General features: G+C 45.6%; 14 protein-coding genes. 8 read left to right on the top strand and 6 right to left on the bottom strand.

Annotation, left to right across the window (positions count from 1 at the left end; all coding sequences use genetic code 11):
- Nucleotides 1-68: 68 nt before the first annotated feature.
- On the bottom strand, nt 69-1,079 hold the full coding sequence (dusB, locus tag QUB25_RS06110; RefSeq protein WP_333059203.1) for a tRNA dihydrouridine synthase DusB: 1,011 nt from the start codon (nt 1,077-1,079) through the stop codon (nt 69-71).
- A 463-nt stretch (nt 1,080-1,542) separates the two neighbouring features.
- Between dusB and QUB25_RS06115 the strand changes: the two genes are divergently transcribed.
- Nucleotides 1,543-3,135: a glucose-6-phosphate isomerase gene (locus QUB25_RS06115; protein ID WP_333182391.1), complete on the top strand. Its 1,593-nt coding sequence runs from the start codon at nt 1,543-1,545 to the stop codon at nt 3,133-3,135.
- Between the two features lie 63 nt (nt 3,136-3,198).
- On the top strand, nt 3,199-3,915 hold the full coding sequence (locus QUB25_RS06120; protein WP_333182392.1) for a response regulator transcription factor: 717 nt from the start codon (nt 3,199-3,201) through the stop codon (nt 3,913-3,915).
- 3 nt (nt 3,916-3,918) lie between these two features.
- Here the strand turns inward: QUB25_RS06120 and QUB25_RS06125 are convergent, their stop codons facing one another.
- From QUB25_RS06125 to murC, 4 genes are all read right to left on the bottom strand, one after another.
- A complete protein-coding gene (locus QUB25_RS06125; protein WP_333182393.1) occupies nt 3,919-4,407 on the bottom strand; it encodes a low molecular weight protein-tyrosine-phosphatase in 489 nt (162 codons plus the stop codon).
- A 200-nt stretch (nt 4,408-4,607) separates the two neighbouring features.
- Nucleotides 4,608-4,958 (bottom strand): YbaB/EbfC family nucleoid-associated protein, encoded by a 351-nt coding sequence (locus tag QUB25_RS06130; RefSeq protein ID WP_006634273.1) that lies wholly within the window; start codon nt 4,956-4,958, stop codon nt 4,608-4,610.
- A 62-nt stretch (nt 4,959-5,020) separates the two neighbouring features.
- Nucleotides 5,021-5,977, bottom strand: coding sequence for a UDP-N-acetylmuramate dehydrogenase (murB, locus tag QUB25_RS06135; RefSeq protein WP_333036656.1), 957 nt, complete (start codon nt 5,975-5,977; stop codon nt 5,021-5,023).
- A gap of 150 nt (nt 5,978-6,127) precedes the next feature.
- Nucleotides 6,128-7,684: a UDP-N-acetylmuramate--L-alanine ligase gene (gene murC, locus QUB25_RS06140; protein ID WP_333182394.1), complete on the bottom strand. Its 1,557-nt coding sequence runs from the start codon at nt 7,682-7,684 to the stop codon at nt 6,128-6,130.
- Nucleotides 7,685-8,647: 963 nt separating this feature from the next.
- On the opposite strand from murC, the gene nadD reads away from it, so the two are divergent.
- The 5 genes from nadD to QUB25_RS06165 all read left to right on the top strand — a co-directional run bounded on the left by nadD (nt 8,648) and on the right by QUB25_RS06165 (nt 16,922).
- Nucleotides 8,648-9,364, top strand: a complete 717-nt coding sequence (gene nadD, locus QUB25_RS06145) for a nicotinate (nicotinamide) nucleotide adenylyltransferase (protein WP_333059190.1) — start codon at nt 8,648-8,650, stop codon at nt 9,362-9,364.
- Between the two features lie 190 nt (nt 9,365-9,554).
- Complete coding sequence (locus QUB25_RS06150; protein WP_006634268.1) at nt 9,555-10,574, top strand: type I glyceraldehyde-3-phosphate dehydrogenase; 1,020 nt, start codon at nt 9,555-9,557, stop codon at nt 10,572-10,574.
- Between the two features lie 622 nt (nt 10,575-11,196).
- The gene (locus QUB25_RS06155; RefSeq protein WP_333182395.1) at nt 11,197-12,150 is read left to right on the top strand and encodes a GDP-mannose 4,6-dehydratase; all 954 of its coding nucleotides are present in this window, start codon (nt 11,197-11,199) and stop codon (nt 12,148-12,150) included.
- A gap of 463 nt (nt 12,151-12,613) precedes the next feature.
- A complete protein-coding gene (locus QUB25_RS06160; RefSeq protein WP_333182396.1) occupies nt 12,614-13,609 on the top strand; it encodes an STELLO glycosyltransferase family protein in 996 nt (331 codons plus the stop codon).
- 88 nt (nt 13,610-13,697) lie between these two features.
- A complete protein-coding gene (locus QUB25_RS06165) occupies nt 13,698-16,922 on the top strand; it encodes a tetratricopeptide repeat protein (RefSeq protein ID WP_333182397.1) in 3,225 nt (1,074 codons plus the stop codon).
- Nucleotides 16,923-17,102: 180 nt separating this feature from the next.
- On the opposite strand, the gene QUB25_RS06170 is transcribed toward QUB25_RS06165, so the two are convergent.
- On the bottom strand, nt 17,103-17,789 hold the full coding sequence (locus QUB25_RS06170) for a methyltransferase domain-containing protein (protein WP_333182398.1): 687 nt from the start codon (nt 17,787-17,789) through the stop codon (nt 17,103-17,105).
- A gap of 103 nt (nt 17,790-17,892) precedes the next feature.
- On the opposite strand from QUB25_RS06170, the gene QUB25_RS06175 reads away from it, so the two are divergent.
- Nucleotides 17,893-18,126: a hypothetical protein gene (locus tag QUB25_RS06175; protein ID WP_333182399.1), complete on the top strand. Its 234-nt coding sequence runs from the start codon at nt 17,893-17,895 to the stop codon at nt 18,124-18,126.
- The last annotated feature ends 36 nt before the right edge of the window (nt 18,127-18,162 follow it).

Consider the following 18,162-nt stretch of genomic DNA (forward strand, 5'->3'; position numbering starts at 1 on the left):
TCTTAAATCTTAGCCCGCAGAGGTGGGTTTTGTTTCTGTAATCCCTAGTTGACATCTGCGGGTAAGGTTTATGCGGGCAATTGCTCGATCGCGCGATCGATCGAATCGCAACCTTGTTCAACCGTTTCTACCACAGCCAACACGCCCCGCAATTCCCCAGCGCCGGGGAAACCCTTAGCATACCAGGTTAAGTGCTTGCGCGCTTGGGAGACACCGCTTTCACCTTTATATTCCCACAAAGCCCGCAAATGTTCCTTAGCACATTCGAGGCGTTCAATTGGTGTCGGAGCTATCTTTTCGACACCAGTTTTCAAGAAATAATCAACTTCTCCCACCAAAAAAGGATAGCCCAAAGTTCCCCGCGAACACATCACTCCATCCGCGCCGGTTTCTTCCAGACATCGCATCGCTGCTTCCACTGAAAAAATATCCCCGTTAGCAATAACAGGAATCGATAAAACTTCTTTAACTCGGCGAATCCACTCCCATTTGGCCGGGCCAGTGTAACCTTGCGATCGAGTGCGGCCGTGCACGGTAATCATTTTTGCTCCCGCATCTTCCATCCGCTTCGCAAATTCCAAAATATTAATTTCTTTGTCAGTCCAACCAATCCTAGTTTTAACGGTGACAGGAACATCTACCGCTTCCACAACCGCCCGCACAATTGCCTCGGCAGTTTCCGGATCTCGCAGCAGGGAAGAACCGCCGCCGTTTTTAGTAATTTTGTTAACCGGACAGCCCATATTAATATCAACAGTATCGGCTCCTTCTGCCACTGCTTTTTGGGCCGCTTCTGCCAAGAAATCCGGCCGGCAGTCAAACAATTGAATGCTAATCGGGCGCTCGTTCGGGTCAACTTCCATAATTCTCGGCAGTTGCTTCACGTAGTGCAAACCCGTAGCGTTCACCATTTCCGTGTACATCATCGAATCGGGCGCGTAGCGGCGCACCAGGCGGCGAAATACCAAATCGGTAACGCCGGATAAGGGCGATTGCAGGACGCGGCTTTTAACTTCAAAATCGCCGATTTTGAGCGGAGTTGCTAACCTTTCTTTTAATTCGGGAGATAGAGCAAGCATAGTCGATCGCACTTTAATTCTAATATCTGTATATTATACTACACTTCAGGTAGTTGACAGTTGTTAAATATACTTTTAGCCGATTATTGAGTGACAGCTAAAAGTATATTTAACCTGACCGCAATGCCTATTTTACACATCCCGATCGCCCGAATTTGAATATTGTGAAACCAGGGCCCAAACGCCAACGCCGACCACACTTAAATCTCTGTGCCGCTTCGATCTATCTATGGGGTGTGACCATTAATGAGGGATCTACCTACTAAGAGTGTTGCCCAAGTCATATTTTTATTGTTTAATTCTCCCGAATGCTCGGCCTGCCTTCGGCTCCGGCTATCTTCAGACGACTAATGGTTAAATTTATTGGGATTGTGCAAAAGCCGTACATCAGATCGTTTTAAACTACAATTGGTGGATTCCTGACGACGCCGATCGAACATTAAAAAAATTGTAGAGAATTCCTATGGACGCCGCAGCACTCTGGCAACGCTATCAAGACTGGCTTTACTATCACGAGGGATTGGGACTTTACCTCGATATCAGCCGCATGGGATTCGACGACGCTTTCGCAGCAGCACTGAAACCCAAATTTGACAAAGCTTTCAAAGACATGGCAGCTTTGGAAGCAGGTGCGATCGCCAATCCCGACGAAAACCGCATGGTGGGCCACTACTGGCTGCGAAACCCCGATTTAGCTCCCACTCCAGAATTAAAACAAGAAATAGTCGAAGGCGTAGCACAAGTTGAAACATTTGTCAAGAAAGTTCAAAACCGCGATATTAAACCGCCCTTTGCTCCGCAATTTACCGACATAATTTCGATCGGCATCGGCGGTTCGGCCCTCGGCCCCCAATTTGTCTCCGAAGCTTTATCCCCAGACATTCCGCCCCTAGCAATTCATTTTATCGACAACACAGATCCCGCTGGGATCGATCGCATCCTTAACAAAATCAAAGACAAACTCGCCAGCACCCTAGTAATTACTATCTCCAAATCCGGCGGCACCCCCGAACCCCGCAACGGGATGATCGAAGTTCAAAAAGCCTTCGCCGCTCAAAAACTAGACTTCGCCAAACAGGCAGTTGCCATCACTGGAACAGACAGCAAACTAGACAAATTAGCCAAATCCGAAGGCTGGATTGGCAGCTTCCCGATGGCCGACTGGGTGGGAGGACGCACTTCGGAACTCTCAGCAGTAGGACTTTTGCCAGCAGCTTTGCAAGGCATCGACATTCGGGCGATGCTCGACGGCGCTAAAGTCATGGACGAAGCTACTAGAATTCCCGACATTAAAAATAATCCCGCCGCCCTTTTAGCCATGAGTTGGTATTTTGCCTGCAACGGACGGGGCGAAAAAGATATGGTAGTTTTGCCGTATAAAGATTCACTGCTATTGTTCAGTCGCTACTTGCAGCAATTAGTCATGGAATCGATCGGCAAACAGGAAGATTTAGACGGCAATACAGTTCATCAAGGTATCGCAGTTTACGGCAACAAAGGCACCACCGACCAACACGCCTACGTCCAGCAACTTCGAGACGGCGTGCCGAATTTCTTCCTAACATTTATCGAAGTTTTGCAAGACAGGCAAGGCATTTCCCCAGAAGTAGAAACCGGCGTCACTTCAGGAGATTATTTGTCGGGTTTATTGCAGGGAACTCGACAAGCTTTGTACGAAAATCACCGAGATTCCATTACTGTCACAATTCCCCAAGTCAACCCTCGGACAGTAGGAGCATTAATCGCCCTCTACGAAAGAGCCGTAGGTTTTTACGGTTCCTTGGTGAATGTCAATGCCTATCACCAGCCGGGCGTCGAAGCAGGCAAAAAAGCTGCCGCTGCTGTATTGGACTTGCAGCAGCGGGTACTGCAAGTGCTCAAAGACGCTCAAACACCTCTGTCTGTAGCAGAACTAGCCAAAAAAGCAGGAAAGCCAGAGCAAATCGAGACAATTTACAAAACTCTGCGGCATTTAGCAGCCAACGGGCGCGGCGTAGCTTTGGAGGGCAAATTAGGACAACCGGCTACTTTAACTGCAAGTTATCAAGAGAATTAAACAGTAGAATTAAACATTAAAAGTGAAATTAGTCACTTTTAATGTTTAATTTTTAATTCCCCCATGCCATTAACTATTCTGGTTGCTGACGACGATTTCGCTACTCGCCTGTCAATTACCGATTATCTAGAAATTACCGGATACTCTGTAATCGCTGCTGAGAACGGCAAAGAAGCTTTAGGTTTGGTAGATGAATTTCAGCCCCACTTGATTGTTACCGACATTACAATGCCCGAGATGGATGGCTACGAATTCGTGCGGCGAGTTCGGACTCGTCCCGCTTTCCGCTTGCTACCGGTGATTTTTTTGACGGAACGCACGAGCACGCAGGAACGGATTCGGGGCTATCAGATGGGGTGCGACAATTATCTGGCTAAGCCTTTTGAACTCCAAGAATTGGGGGCGGTTATTCGCTCTTTGCTCGATCGCTACGCTCTAATCGCTCAGGCACCGTCTCATTCCCCAAAACCAGAACCGACGCCAACAGAGGCACGCAGCAGAGCCAATGGCAAGCCTGAAGCGGATTTTTTCACTCAAAAGCCAGAAACCGACGATCGCCCCTCTCCCAGCCAAAATGCTCCGAGTTTGACTCAGCGAGAGCGAGAAGTGCTAGATTTGCTGACAGAAGGTCTTTCTAATATTCAAATAGGCGATCGGCTCCACCTCAGCCCTCGAACTGTCGAAAAGCACGTCAGCAGCTTGTTCAGAAAAACAGAAAGCAACAACCGTGCAGAACTCGTTCGTTTTGCGATGGAACACCATTTAGTCGGTAATTGGTAATTGTTAATTGGTAATTGGTAAATTTTCCTGATTTATAACGTACTCCAACAAACCCTGGGAAGCATCCAGCAGCAAATCAATTACTCGATCGAATCCCTCGGGACCGCCGTAGTAAGGATCGGGCACTTCTTTAAGGTCGTATTTCTGGCAAAAATCGCACATCAACCGCACTTTATTTTTATATTTTCCCATATTATCGAGGGCAAGAATATTCCGATAATTCTCCCGATCCATCGCCAGAATCAAATCAAAATTCTCAAAATCTTTCCTTTGAAATTGGCGGGCTTCGCCTAACAATTCAATGTCTCGCTTCCTCGCCGCCAATGCCATCCGCCTGTCAGGGGGACTGCCAATGTGATAGCTAGCAGTTCCGGCAGAATCGCAGGTGATGCGATCGCTCAAACCAGCTTGTTCAATTAAGTGATTCATAATATTTTCTGCTGAGGGCGATCGGCAGATGTTTCCGAGGCAGACAAATAATAATTTAGTCATTAGTTAGTAGTTATTAGTCATTAGTTATTAGTTATTAGTTATTAGTCAGTCAACAGTGCTAATTTGTTGGGTGCGTCGCTTTCAGAGTCAATCTGCAAGTTCCATCGAACATGGAGCAGCGACGCACCTTACTATAGCGGTTTTCCAGAAAGTTTAATCAGTCAACAGTCAACAGTCAACAATTGACTGATGACTAATGACTAACCGAAACCGGGGAGATTGAGTCCGCCGGTGAGTTCTTCCATTTTCTCCCGCATCGTCATCGTAGACTTAGCGTAAGCATCCTGCATCGCCACTGTGACGAGTTCAGAAACCACATCAGCACCTTCACCGAGGGCATCCGGTGAGATTTCCACGCGGCGGGGTTCTTGGTTGCCGCTGAGAAAAACCTTGACCAAGCCGCCGCCGGCTGTTCCCTCAATTTCCATTACATCCAACTCTTCTTGGAGCTTTTTAGCTCCTTCTTGAACCTGCTGAGCTTTTTTGAAAGCTTCAGTCAGTTCTTTCATTTTTCCCAGGCCGAAGCCAAATCCTTGTCCTGATTTTGTCATAACTACTTTGTGATGGTGTGTGGGCTGGCAGTCTGCCGTTTCCGTATTACTTCAATGATGCCTTAGAAGGGAAACTCTCCCAGTATTCTAACTTCTGGCTCCAACAACAGCGACCACCGCTGCTCGACTTGCTGTTGAACGTGGCGGATCACTTGAAAAATATCATTGGCCGTTGCCGACCCGCAGTTAAGAATAAAATTAGCATGGCGCTGAGCCACTTGTGCGCCTCCGATCTGATATCCCTTCAGTCCCGCTTGTTCGATGAACCAACCTGCCGTCTTGGGGCCGGGGTTGCGGAAGACTGAGCCACAGCTCGGTAAGTGGTAAGGTTGAGTTGTCCGCCGCTGGCTGAAATGGTCATTAGTTTCTGCCATTACTTGCGATCGGTCAAATCCCGGCTGTAACTGGAAAGTCGCTTCTGTTACTAGCCGATCGCCCCCTTGGAGCACCGAAGTCCGGTAGCGGTACTCCAACTCTTGGGGAGTCAGAATTTCCACCTTACCACCAGGGGATAGGACGCGAGCGTTGACCAGAATATCAGCAGTACAGCCTCTGTGAGCGCCTGCATTCATCACCACAGCCCCTCCCACGGTGCCCGGTATGCCGACTGCCCATTCTAGACCTTTCCAGCCCCGTTTAGCGGCCAACCAAGCGAGGCGGGGAATTGACTCCCCCGCCCCCGCTGTCACTTGACCTGTTTCTGGATTAAAATTCACCTGTTTCAGGTAGCGAGTGCCGACGACCAAACCGGACAAACCCCGATCGCTCACCAACAAATTAGAACCCGCACCCAGTAGAGTCACCGGCATCCCTTCATCGTGTGCCCAGGCAAAACTCGCTTGCAAAGCCTCCATACTGCGGGGAGCAACGTACCACTCGGCGGGGCCACCGACTCGGAAGGAAGTCAGGCCCGCCAGCGAAACTTGGGAGTTAATCTTGCAATCAGTTCCCCGCAAAGAAATAGGAGAATACACTCGCCGATTTTCCTTAACAGAGGAGTCATTCGAGATAGTCACCATCTTGAAAATCCTTAAAAATACCTTCGCTCGAAGACGTGGTTGAAAATCCATTTAGCTAACTTATGTCGCCCCTTTGAGCGAGCCGCCCGACAGAAGTTTCGGCACAACGTGCAACGCCATAATGTCGCTCAACTCTACTCTGTTCGCGAGCTAATCGGGGCGATCGGCTTGTTGATAAAAAGCCATAACCTCTGGAATAATCTGATTCAGATTACCAGCACCCAAAAACAGAGCCAAATCTCCCGGTTGCAGATTTTTGGTTAAAAACTTAGTGACTGACTCCAGGGAAGGCGCAAACTCAACCTCTCGGCCTTCTTTAGCAATCAAATCAGCAACCTGCTGCCCGCTAATCTCTCCTAAATTCGGTTCCCCAGCACTATAAATATCGCAAGCCACAACCAAATCAGCATCCCCAAAAGATTGAGCAAATTCTGGCAAAAATGTCAGAGTCCGGCTGTAACGGTGGGGTTGAAAAATTGCCACCACTCTTCGGGATTTGGGATTTTTTTCGCTACCTTCAATACGCAAGCGAGCCGCCGCCAAGGTAACGCGGATTTCGCTAGGATGGTGGGCGTAGTCGTCCACAAACAGGATGTCATTGTGAAAACCCCGCACCTCAAAACGGCGGCGAGCTCCTTCAAAGCCAGCAATCGCTTTGGCAATCGCCGAAAATTCTAACCCCAACAATCGGCCCACTGCTACCGCAGCTAGTGCATTGCTGAGATTGTGTGTACCCACCAACTTCAACTCCATTTCCCCTAGGAAAGATCCTCGCTCCCAAATCCGGGCCTTGGTGCTTTCTGCTCCGTACTCCACGCCCGAAGCCGTGTAGTCAGCACCGCTGTCTGGCTGCAAGCTGTAGCTGACATGAGGCTGAAGGGAATCTTTGACTATTTGGTCGTCAATGCAACCCACCAAGGTTTGACAGTTTTGGGCAAACACTTTAAATGTGTCTATTACCTGGTCAAGGGTATCGTAATGGTCTGGATGATCCAGTTCCACATTCGTCACTATGCCAATTTTGGCTACCAGCTTAACGAGAGAACCGTCGGATTCATCAGCCTCGGCCACTAAGTAGGGCCCTTCCCCCAAACGGGCATTGCCTTCCCAAGCATTTACCTCGCCTCCTACTACGATCGTCGGGTCTAGACCCGCAGCCATCAGCATGAAGCCGATTAAGCTGCTAGTAGTAGTTTTGCCGTGAGTCCCGGCTACCGCTATGCTTTGGTAATCTTGAATTAACGCTGCCAACACATCCGAGCGATGAAAAATCGGACAGCCCAAATCTAAAGCAGCTCGATATTCGGCATTTGCTGGGTGAATAGCCGTCGAACATACTACTTGAGGCAATCCCGGAAGTGCTTGGGCGCTTGAACAGTTGCCGTTCAATTGGAGAGCTTTGGCTGTCGCGACAGAAGTCCCTACCGTACCCGCGACTATCGAGGATACTGCTCTTTCCTGTTGCCCGCAGTCGGGACTGCTACCGTTAAGGGCCGTTTGAAATAATTCAAAATTGCTGGCGTCTTGACTCCAAAAAATATGAGCTCCCATTCCTTGCAAGCGCTCGGTTATGTGACTCGATTTAATGTCGGAGCCGTACACAGGCAACTTGCGTTTAGCTAGAATGTAGGCAAGGGCTGACATCCCAATCCCACCAATGCCGATGAAATGAAATGGTCTACCGCTAAAATCAACAGAACTCGGCATCTTTGCTCCTCACACACCACACCACGCCAATAACACGCGATATCATATCAAGAATTGTTTTTTCAGGATACAGTTCGCTAGAGATTTTGTACAAAATTCTCTGCGCGTCCCTAGATTTGCGGGACTTGTAGAGATGTTTGTCTTGTATCCTATATGACTTAGTACCGAGTAGTTTTCCGGAACAGTCACAGCTCGAAAATTGCAGGTAACAGAAAACGGGGTCTGGGGTCGGGGTCAATAGACTAATTTTGGGTGGTTGCATACTCCTGCATTCTTTCTATTTCGATCCGCCTGCTGTGCTGGGATACGGCAGCAAAAGCCCCACAACCTTTCTACCAAGATTGAGGGTAAAACCCATAAGGATTTACAAACACTACCACGAACAACAAAATTTCGCTCCTTTTATAGTCATTTATCTACCCGTACGGTCATTTTTTCTTGAAAGTGAGAGATTGACACGATCGCAGCTATAGTATATATTCTTACTTTATTGTATATATACAAGTTATGCAGTTAGTCGAAATAGTCGCAAAGCCATAGATCAAACCAAATCATTGGTTTTGATCGAGAAGCCGATCAACTCTCTTGGCAGCCCTTAAAATTTTTATCACTGCGATAAGTATATCTACCGTCAAAACTTTTTCGGTCGCCCACAAACGAATGCTGAGGCGGTCGATCGCGCACTCAAAACAAGTTGGGATTAATATTGGCAAGGTTAATCATCCAGTCCCGCACCCACTCTGACGCTCAGAACCTGGTTTTTTAAGTCTTATTGAAGGTTTGAACGAATTAAGGGGGTTGAAAAAACCGGTTTTAGCGTCCGGGAAGATCCTCGAAACTAGGGTCATCCAGGGGTTTGTCCCCAATGAAAACCGAGGGTTTTCTAATAAACGAGCTTATGGTTAAAAGCGTATAAACATAAAAGTGGCGCGATGTCTGTATTAATCCTGATTTGGGGGGAATATGGCGAAAATAGCGATTTTGGGGGGGACTTTTGATCCGGTTCACTGGGGTCACGTGTTGGTAGCCGAGACGGCTGCGAGTCAATTTGCTCTCGATCGAGTCATTTGGGTACCGGATCGCTCTCCTCCTCACAAAGAGCGCCCGGATTTGGCAAGTTTTGAGCAGCGGCGGGAAATGCTCGCTCTGGCGATCGGCGATCGCCCTGACTTCCTAATTTCGCCGCCGTCGGCAAATCCCTCCGACAATTCTTTTGCGATCGACACCCTGCTGTATTTGCAAAAATTGTATCCAGGCGATCATCGCTGGTACTGGATTATTGGTAGTGACGCACTCCTTACTCTCCCCAAATGGCACCGGTGCGGCGAAATTGCCGGGTTGTGCGACTGGTTGGTGGCCCCGCGTCCGACTCAGGGAGAGCGAGTGACAGCAGAAAGCGCGGAGATTGGGGAACTGTCCGAGTGGGGAGATTGTCCGGGTGGAAAACCCATCGATTCCGGGGGAGACAGGATGCAGGTTCAGGCAAATGCTGTTGGCCGGCGAGTTGCCGAACAAATGGCTCTTTTGGACGTGGAGATTCGCTGGGAGGTGCTGTCCATGGCTGCGATCGAGATTTCGTCCAGCCACATCCGCCGCTGCTGCGCCGAAAGGATCGGCCTCCGCTACTTAGTCCCGGAAGTGGTCGGGACTTATATTGCATCCCATCAGCTTTACCAGTAACTAGCGGCAGAAAGCCTAATGCCTTCTGCCTTGCAATTTTAGCCTTCTAGAAAAGTTCAAGCTTTTTTGATCGACACAAAAAGTTAGAAAGGATCGACCTTTGCGATATGATCTTGTCTCATAAGTCAATTCTTAAATTTTTTCAAAATTTAAGCCTGAGCTAGAGGCTGCCATCGTTAGGAGGTACAAGGTGATTAGAGTCGCGATCAATGGTTTTGGACGTATCGGGCGCAGTTTTGCGCGCTGCTGGCTGGGCCGAGAAAACAGCCAGCTAGAGTTGGTAGCTATTAATGACACTTCCGATCCTAGAAGTAATGCTCACTTGCTGAGATACGATTCCATGATGGGAACGTTGAAGAATGTGGACATCAGTGCGGATGAAAATTCCATTACTCTCAACGGCAAGACAGTTAAATGCGTGAGCGATCGCAACCCGCTAAACTTGCCTTGGAAAGATTGGGGTATTGATCTGATTATTGAATCGACCGGTGTCTTCGTTGACCAAGCTGGTGCATCGAAGCATATCACTGCCGGCGCTAAAAAAGTGCTAATTACCGCTCCCGGCAAGGGTTCTGAAGTTGGCACTTATGTCATGGGAGTCAACCACCACAACTACAAGCACAGTGACTACACAGTCATCAGCAATGCTAGCTGTACTACTAACTGTCTGGCTCCTGTACTGAAAGTGCTGCACGAAAATTTTGGCATCGTCAAAGGCATGATGACCACTACCCACAGCTATACTGGCGACCAGCGCTTGCTGGATGCCAGCCACCGCGACTTGCGGCGGGCCCGGGCGGCAGCAATGAATATTGTGCCGACTTCTACCGGAGCAGCCCAAGCTGTGGCTTTGGTGATTCCAGAATTGAAGGGCAAGTTAAACGGTATCGCCATGCGTGTGCCGACTCCCAATGTGTCCGTAGTCGATTTTGTGGCTCAGGTAGAGAAAAAGACTTTTACCGAGCAAGTAAATCAAGTGTTCAAAGAAGCTGCCTCTGGCTCCATGAAAGGAATTTTGGAGTACAACGATTTGCCTTTAGTTTCATGCGACTATCGCGGAAGTGATGCTTCTTCGATTCTGGATTCCAGCTTAACGCTGGTGATGGATGGCGACATGGTAAAGGTTTTGGCTTGGTACGACAATGAGTGGGGCTACAGTCAGCGGGTGGTTGACTTGGCTGAATTAGTCGCCGAACGTTGGGAAGCCTAGTACCCCAAGGCAGAAGGCATTAGTCATTCGGCAGAAGGTAAAAAATCCTGATATTTTGTACTTTTGAGTCGATTTCTAGCTGACTGATTATTTCTGTTTTCGAGCGGTAGAGACTTTTGCCAGTCGATAGTTGGCGAGTACAAAATGAAATATGGCGCAGGACACGGCAGTGTCCACAGGTGTCAACTTAAGCCTGAAAGCCTTGGTATCTCTTGTTCATAGCCAAGTCTAGATCCCCCTAAATCCCCCTGGTTGTTGGGGGACTTTGATAAGACTCTTGTCCCCCCCTTATTAAGGGGGGCTAGGGGGGATCAAGGGTTAATAGTCAAACAGCGGTCTGTGACAGGGTTTGACGTTAAATTGACACCAATGAGCAGTGCCGTCTCCCTACGATATCCGTATGCTGTTACTCCCAGCTATCGAACTTTTTGCAATAATACTTCGATCGGGCGATCGGGTCTGCTTGATGATAAATTTGTTGTTTGTAGTAAGCGCTGAAAATTGCTTTAGTTAAGTTCTAGGAAAACCCCAAATATTAAAAAAATAAAAATTCAGACTATAAAAGTTAAACAACTGGAAAAATAGCAACAGCTACGGTGTAGTTTTGCCAACCAAATCTGATATGAAAAAAGCGCTAATTTGTGGTGTATCAGGTCAAGACGGAACTTATTTAGCTAAACTTTTGCTCGATCGAGGTTATGAAGTTTGCGGCACCTCCAGGGACGCCCAAATGTCTAGTTTCGGAAACCTAGCCCGTTTGGGCATTCGAGACAGAGTAAAACTAGAATCCATGTCTCTCAACGATTTTCGCAGCGTCTTGCAAGTGCTTGCCAAAATAGAGCCAGATGAGGTGTACAATCTAGCAGGTCAAAGTTCCGTCGGTCTGTCTTTTGAACAGCCCGTAGAAACCCTGGAAAGCATTGCCACAGGCACATTGAATCTCTTAGAAGCAATTCGGTTTACAGGCAGAACAATCAAACTTTACAATGCCAGTTCCAGCGAATGTTTTGGGGATACCCGAGGCAATCCAGCCGATGAAAATACGCCTTTTCGCCCCAGAAGCCCTTACGCGGTGGCGAAAGCAACGGCATTTTGGGAAGTAGCGAATTATCGGGAAGCGTACAATTTGTTTGCGTGTTCTGGTATTTTGTTCAATCACGAGTCGCCGCTGCGACCGGAGAGGTTTGTCACCCAAAAGATTGTATCTGTGGTGTGTCGAATTGCAGCAGGCAGTTCCGAAAAGCTGCATTTGGGAAATATTTCAGTGCAGCGGGACTGGGGTTGGGCACCGGAATATGTGGAGGCGATGTATTTGATGTTGCAGCAGTCAGAACCGGACGATTATGTAATTGCCACAGGTGTAAGTTATCCTTTGGAGGAGTTTGTGCAGACAGCGTTTGTTGCTGCGGGTTTGGATTGGCAGGAACATTTAGTAACCGATGCGAGTCTCTACAGACCGACGGAGATTGCAGTTGGGAGGGGAAATCCGGGAAAGGCGAAAGAAAAATTGGGGTGGGAGGCGAAGTATAAGATGCAGGATGTGGTGAGGAGGATGGTGGAAGCGAGGATGATGTGAGGGAAAATTATGAGGTGAAAATATGGAAGGAGAATATGCAACGGCTAAGAAGTGGTATAAGGCCAATCGCCGTGAGTTGAAAAAATATCGGGGTCAGTGGATCGCTTATACTAACTGAGGGGTGATTAGTTGCGATCGGGATTATCGAAAGATGAAGGACGAGATTCCCGGTGATACCTAAATTGGTTTATGCGCTCAAGCGCGTATATGAAAGCGAATTTATTGAGGCTGTTAGGTTTTATCCTGTCAGTTTGATATAAAATTCAAACAGGCTGGGAATAGCATTCTTTTTAAGTATTGAAAAGTTACTGGACAAGAAAGGTACAATTTGTTTGCCTTTGCTGGTATTTTGTGATAAAGTTCTGGTCGGAAGCAGACTATAAGATACCGGAGGTGGTGCGGATGATAGTCTAGGCGAGGATGGGTAATGTTTGAGTTCTATAAAAATTTTGAGGTTTAATCCATGAAATCATTAGTTATAACAACAATTCATAAACCAACTGCTGCTCTGTTTAAATACAGAGATATTTTGCTAGATTTAGGGTGGAAAATTATTGTAGTTGGGGATAAAAAAACTCCTAGAGATTTTGAGTTGCCGGGGGCTGAATACTTTAATGTAGAGCAGCAATGCGAAGACTTTGGCGAGCTAGCTTCTCTGATTCCTATGAATCATTACTCCCGCAAGAATTTAGGATACTTGTATGCTATGCGCTTGGGGGCAGAAGCGATCGCGGAAACAGACGACGACAATATTCCCTACGATGACAAGTATCCCAATTTCCTCCCTTCCCTGGTTAAGACTCCAGCAGTAGAGGTTAAAGGTGCTGTCAATGTCTATTCTTACTTTACCAGTAAAAAAATATGGCCCAGAGGCTTGCCACTTGACAAAGTTAATAGTTTTGTCGATGAGAAGCTGGCAACAGAAAAAGAAGTTACTTGTTACGTCCAGCAAGGGCTAGCAGACTTAGACCCCGATGTAGACGCTATTTATCGTTTGACGGTTGGTGATGAAAATATTAAGTTTGAACCGGATAAGAAGTTGTCACTGTCGCCCGGGTGTTATAGTCCTTTCAATACGCAGAATACTTTATTTGAAAAGCAAGCTTTTCCTCTAATGCTGCTGCCTATTGGTGTGAGCAGTCGTGTTACCGATATCTGGAAAAGCTACATTGCCCAGAGGCTTTTATGGTGCATGAACTCTAGTGTTCTATTTCTGTCGCCTTCAGTTTATCAGTTGAGAAATGAACACAACCTGATGAAAGATTTTAGTGAAGAAATTCCTTTGTATACTCAGGTTCACAATTTAATTGAATTACTGGAAACTTTTACAAGTGATACTAGCGATGGTTGCGAATTAATGATAGAGATGTATGCTTATCTCCATCGAAATGGTTTTCTCGGCGAGATAGAGGTTCGTCTGTGTAAATTGTGGATTGAAGAGGTAAAAAAATCTTGTTAGCAATTTTGTCTCAATAATAACTGTAATAAATTGATTATTTATTACGTGGAAAAGTAATAGTGCCATAAATATTTAGGAGCAATTGGTGATGAATAACCCAAATTTTGAGAATTACTACGGATTAGCAGATAAATTGGCAAAGGAGGGTGACTGGGAGGGGGCAATTGCTTGTTATCACAGAGTAATCGCCCTCAATCCTGACTCGCAATCAAAATGCTTTTTAGATGATTTGGAAGGGATAAATTTTCTGCGAATTAAGGCTAAAGAATTAGGTATTCTCCCCGGAAACAACGTTGAGGAAACCAGTGAAGGCTATTTAAGCTTGGAGGGCAATCAAGGCTTTGTGTTTTACGGGCCGTATATAGACATTCCCGATGGGTTGTACCGCGTTAGAGTTGGATTCAGTTTCCCAGAGAACAGTTTAGAGATGACTGAGGAAAAAGACTGTGATCGCAGTTTTAACTTTGATGTGGTGTCTCCTTGTCCTTATGTTTTATATGAAGCCAAGGTTGATAGCCATCAAACCTCTCTTGAATTTTACTTGGACTTTATTGAAGGTCACAGAACAGAATTTCGTTTCTTTTCTACCGGGTCAGCATTTTCAGTAAGCTGTATTGATATGACTCTTGTCTATCACCCAAAACCCAACACCAATGCTGCTTTTTTATACTACTTTCATTTGGGTTGCATCTTGCAATTAAAAAATCAACGGGAGAAGGCAAATCAAGCGTATCGTCGTGCTGTTGAATTTTCGCCAACAGGAGCAGTAATTGATGGTTTAATAACTGACCAATATGCCTTAACTCTCCCACCCGTAGCCGAAGAAGCTTACTTGAGTTTAGCTGTGCTTTTAGAACAACAGGAGAGGTGGGAAGAAGCGATCGCTTGCTACCGCAAGGTTTTGGAAGTTGCCCCCTACCAGTCCACAGCATCCTATAAATTATCAATTATCTTAGCAGCACAAGGTCTGTTAGATGAAGCTCTCGCCTGCTTCCAAAAAGCCCAGAAGCAACCCAGCGAGGCAGAAATTTATGAAAAAATTTGGAATGGTTTGAATCAACTGGCTCCTTGGCACGAGACTGATCTAGATGGTCAAGCTGAAATTAAATTGGAAGATGCCTCTACATACTTCACTCACACAACCAAATATACCGTGATGAAAATGGTATCTTTAAGTGACTTGAATGAATCAGAAAAAACGATTCTTGAAGAGGAAAAGTTTTCTTTAGCTAACTTGGAGTTAATCAAGCAAGACTCTCTAGCTTTAGAAGAGATTTATATCAATCAGTTTCAAGAATTAAAAGGTATAAAAATAGCAAAAAAAGTCACAAAAAAATCCAATTTCACATGGAATTTAATTAAAGCCACTAACGATTTTCAGCAAAGCGTAGTAGAAACAGGTTATATTTATTCAGTCTGCCCGTTTACAGGCAGGGTACTTAGGAGTGATCGTTCATTTTATATCCAATATGATTCTAGTGTACCGATATTAATTTATCAATTTCAAGGTACAGAAATATTTTACCTGATTGTGGGGACTTGGAGCGGTGGCAAGTTAGGTATTTATTTTCCTAGATTAGAGCTAGTAATCAACTTTTCTAATGAATGGAGTGTCTGGCTGAGTTCGGAAAATATAATTAATACATTTAAGGCTCATGCTGTTAGTTGTTGGCGACAATTCAAATCTTACATATCAAATGAAAAAACCAAAGAAGTTGTTGCTGTTGTCGGGAATGTCTCCAACTTGGGTCACTATTTCTGGAATCAAATTAGTGGACTTTATTATTTATATGAAAATGACATCTTGCAGAAAATAGATAAATTATTAATAGGAGGTAATGAATATTTTGACCTCAATGCGCTTTTTCCAGAAATTTCGCCAGAAAAACTTGTTCGCTTATCCGACAATAACAAATTTTTTAAATCTATATTAGAAAATAATTACTTTGTCGTTCAAGTGACCAACTCCTTAATCAAAGAGGATTTAGCTGCCCGAATTCATGGCGCTGCTGTCCATAAGTGCAGTCAGTCTTTTTTGCAAAATGTAGAAGCAGCTAAGAAACATTTCCCGTTGCTATGGATTAATCTTCGCAGCCATAATAAGGCTTGGATATCCCAAGTGGAAGGATATGCAAATATCATCACAAAAATATTTGATGATTATCCAGGTATGGCAGTTGTCTTTGATGGTTTTTCCACCGAGAAACCCTATATGGAGCAAATACAGGCTCTAATTTCTCCTAAGGTTAAGGTATACAATGCGCTTGAATGTCCTCTCCACGAAACAATCGTGTGGGCTAGTACGGTAGATACATACATAGCTGTTATTGGTTCTGGATTAACGTTGGTAACTTGGATCGCTAACAAGCCTGGAGTAGCCCACTCCGATCGTGGGCATTATTCGCAGTTGATTTTTTGGGTAGAGGTTCGTGAAAACTCTGTAGATCCAGTATTAGTGCCTGTTGATTCTATTATTGATGTCACTACTGGGGGGGGCTGGGAAAATTATGATTGTGATTGGAAAGTAATTTATGATCAGGTTATTAAAATAGTAAAAGATTTGGACAAGTCGCAGGAACAATCACAGTTAATTGAGAACGAGTTCACCCAAAAGGACTTGAGTCAATCACAACTACAACCAGTCACAAATCACCAGGAATATCTAAGATTAGATCTAGGCTGCGGCGGCAACAAAAAAACGGGAACGATTGGATTAGATTACTGTTATATTCCTGGTATTGTTGACCACGTACTTAATCTACAGACTGATACATTGCCATTTCCCGATCGCAGTGTTGAATATGTTCACTCCTCACATACGTTAGAACATTTGACTGACCCGATACATCTATTCCAAGAAGTTAGTCGTGTTTGCATAGATGGTGCTAAATTGGAATTATGGACCCCCTATGTTTGGCATAATTCAGCATTTATTTACGGACATACGAATTACTACCAAGAGGATAACTATATGCACCTCTGCGTTTGGTTTGCAAACTTGTGGTCGGTGTCGCTTGGTGCTAGGTGGTATCTCAAGGAAATTGTATACGTTGTCCCCCCCCACATATTAATCGAACTTTACAAGCAAAAGATTCAGCTTGAATTTGCAATTCGATATTATAAAGGTGTTGTCCAAGAGTTTGGTGCTATTATCGAAGTCCGCCATGAGGACAAAGAACAAACGGTTTACCCTCAACTCAGCTTTACTACTAGCCGCCAAGGTCAGCGCTACTTGCTCCAGTCAGTTTCGGAAATAGTTGAACAACAAGAACTCCTCGAAGCAATCAGTTGGTTTTCTGCTCCCTCAAATTGAAATTTGAGGCGGACAATTAATTGAAGTGTCCATTGCAATTATTTTCTGGATGAGTCAGGATCTATTGTGGCAAGGAGTTTTATTTTTTATTCGGGTTTTGGGATTGCCTTGCTTTTGAAACAGCAGTTGTCAATTAGTTATTGACAATTGCTGCTCATCCAAAACAAGTTCATATTACTCTTATTTTGCTTTAACAGTTTTTCGGAGAATCATAATCATTTCCCCAGAGTTTTCTTGGAATAGTTCTATTTCAAAACTAGAAGATAGGTTTCGTTGACCGTATGCGAGCATTTCAGGGAAAGTCTCTGATGTCCAGACGTGGAAATGAATGCTGTAATCTATGTCAAGTAGAATCTGCATCCGCGCAGCCACCTGTTCTTCAGGAGTTTTGTCAACTAGCCTGACATATTCCTCGTAATGACCTAGCTTAGACCATTCCGGCCCTTCTTTGTAGTCCCGAATTAGGTGGTCGAGGGAAGTCAGGGGTCTATCGATGTCAAATGTATAGCGTTTGTCTGGTACGCCCATATACACAAGTCCTCCCGGTTTAATAACTCTCAAAAAGTTTTCCAGAGCACCGATCGGATTTTGACAGTGTTCTATCATGTGATTGGCAATGACAAAATCCCAAGAGTTGTCAGCGATGGATGACAGAGTTTCACCATTATCTACAATGTCCGCTTCTACTAGATTTACCGTCGCTAACTCGGGGTACTGCTTCCTCAAATCGGTTACAGACATTCGATCTACGTAATGAACCTTCACGCTCTCTGGAACTTGCAAAGGAGCATGAAGGGCTCCTACTTCTATTCCCTCGCCTTTGAGGTATTGAAAAGCAATGTCTCTTCGTACTTGCTGAAAATCCACAGTTAACCTCTCTGATTAAAAATTTGTTCGATTTCGATCGACCTTAAGTTACTCTTTTTTCTGTACTCAGTCTAGCTCTTTGCTCTGATGCTCAGGTTGGGCTTTGACTCAACGGTACAAGGGTACAGCCCGATCGACCTTTCTAGTTTACCCGATCGCCCGTGTTGGTGGATCGCTTGAGTGCGATCGTCTTCGTGTGTTGATTTTTCGGGTAATCTCTATTGTTAAGCTCGATGGCTTAGGGCAAGGGGGCGATCGCCTGTCTATAATACCTGGTGCGTGCGGGAACATCCTCAGAGGCCTGAAGTCTGATATCCTTGGGAAGGCAACGGCTTGAGTTCATTGCGGGCGAGCGGGCAAAAATTTCCCCTAT

Source organism: Microcoleus sp. B3-D7 (assembly GCF_036705305.1).
Taxonomy (GTDB): Bacteria; Cyanobacteriota; Cyanobacteriia; order Cyanobacteriales; family Microcoleaceae; genus Microcoleus.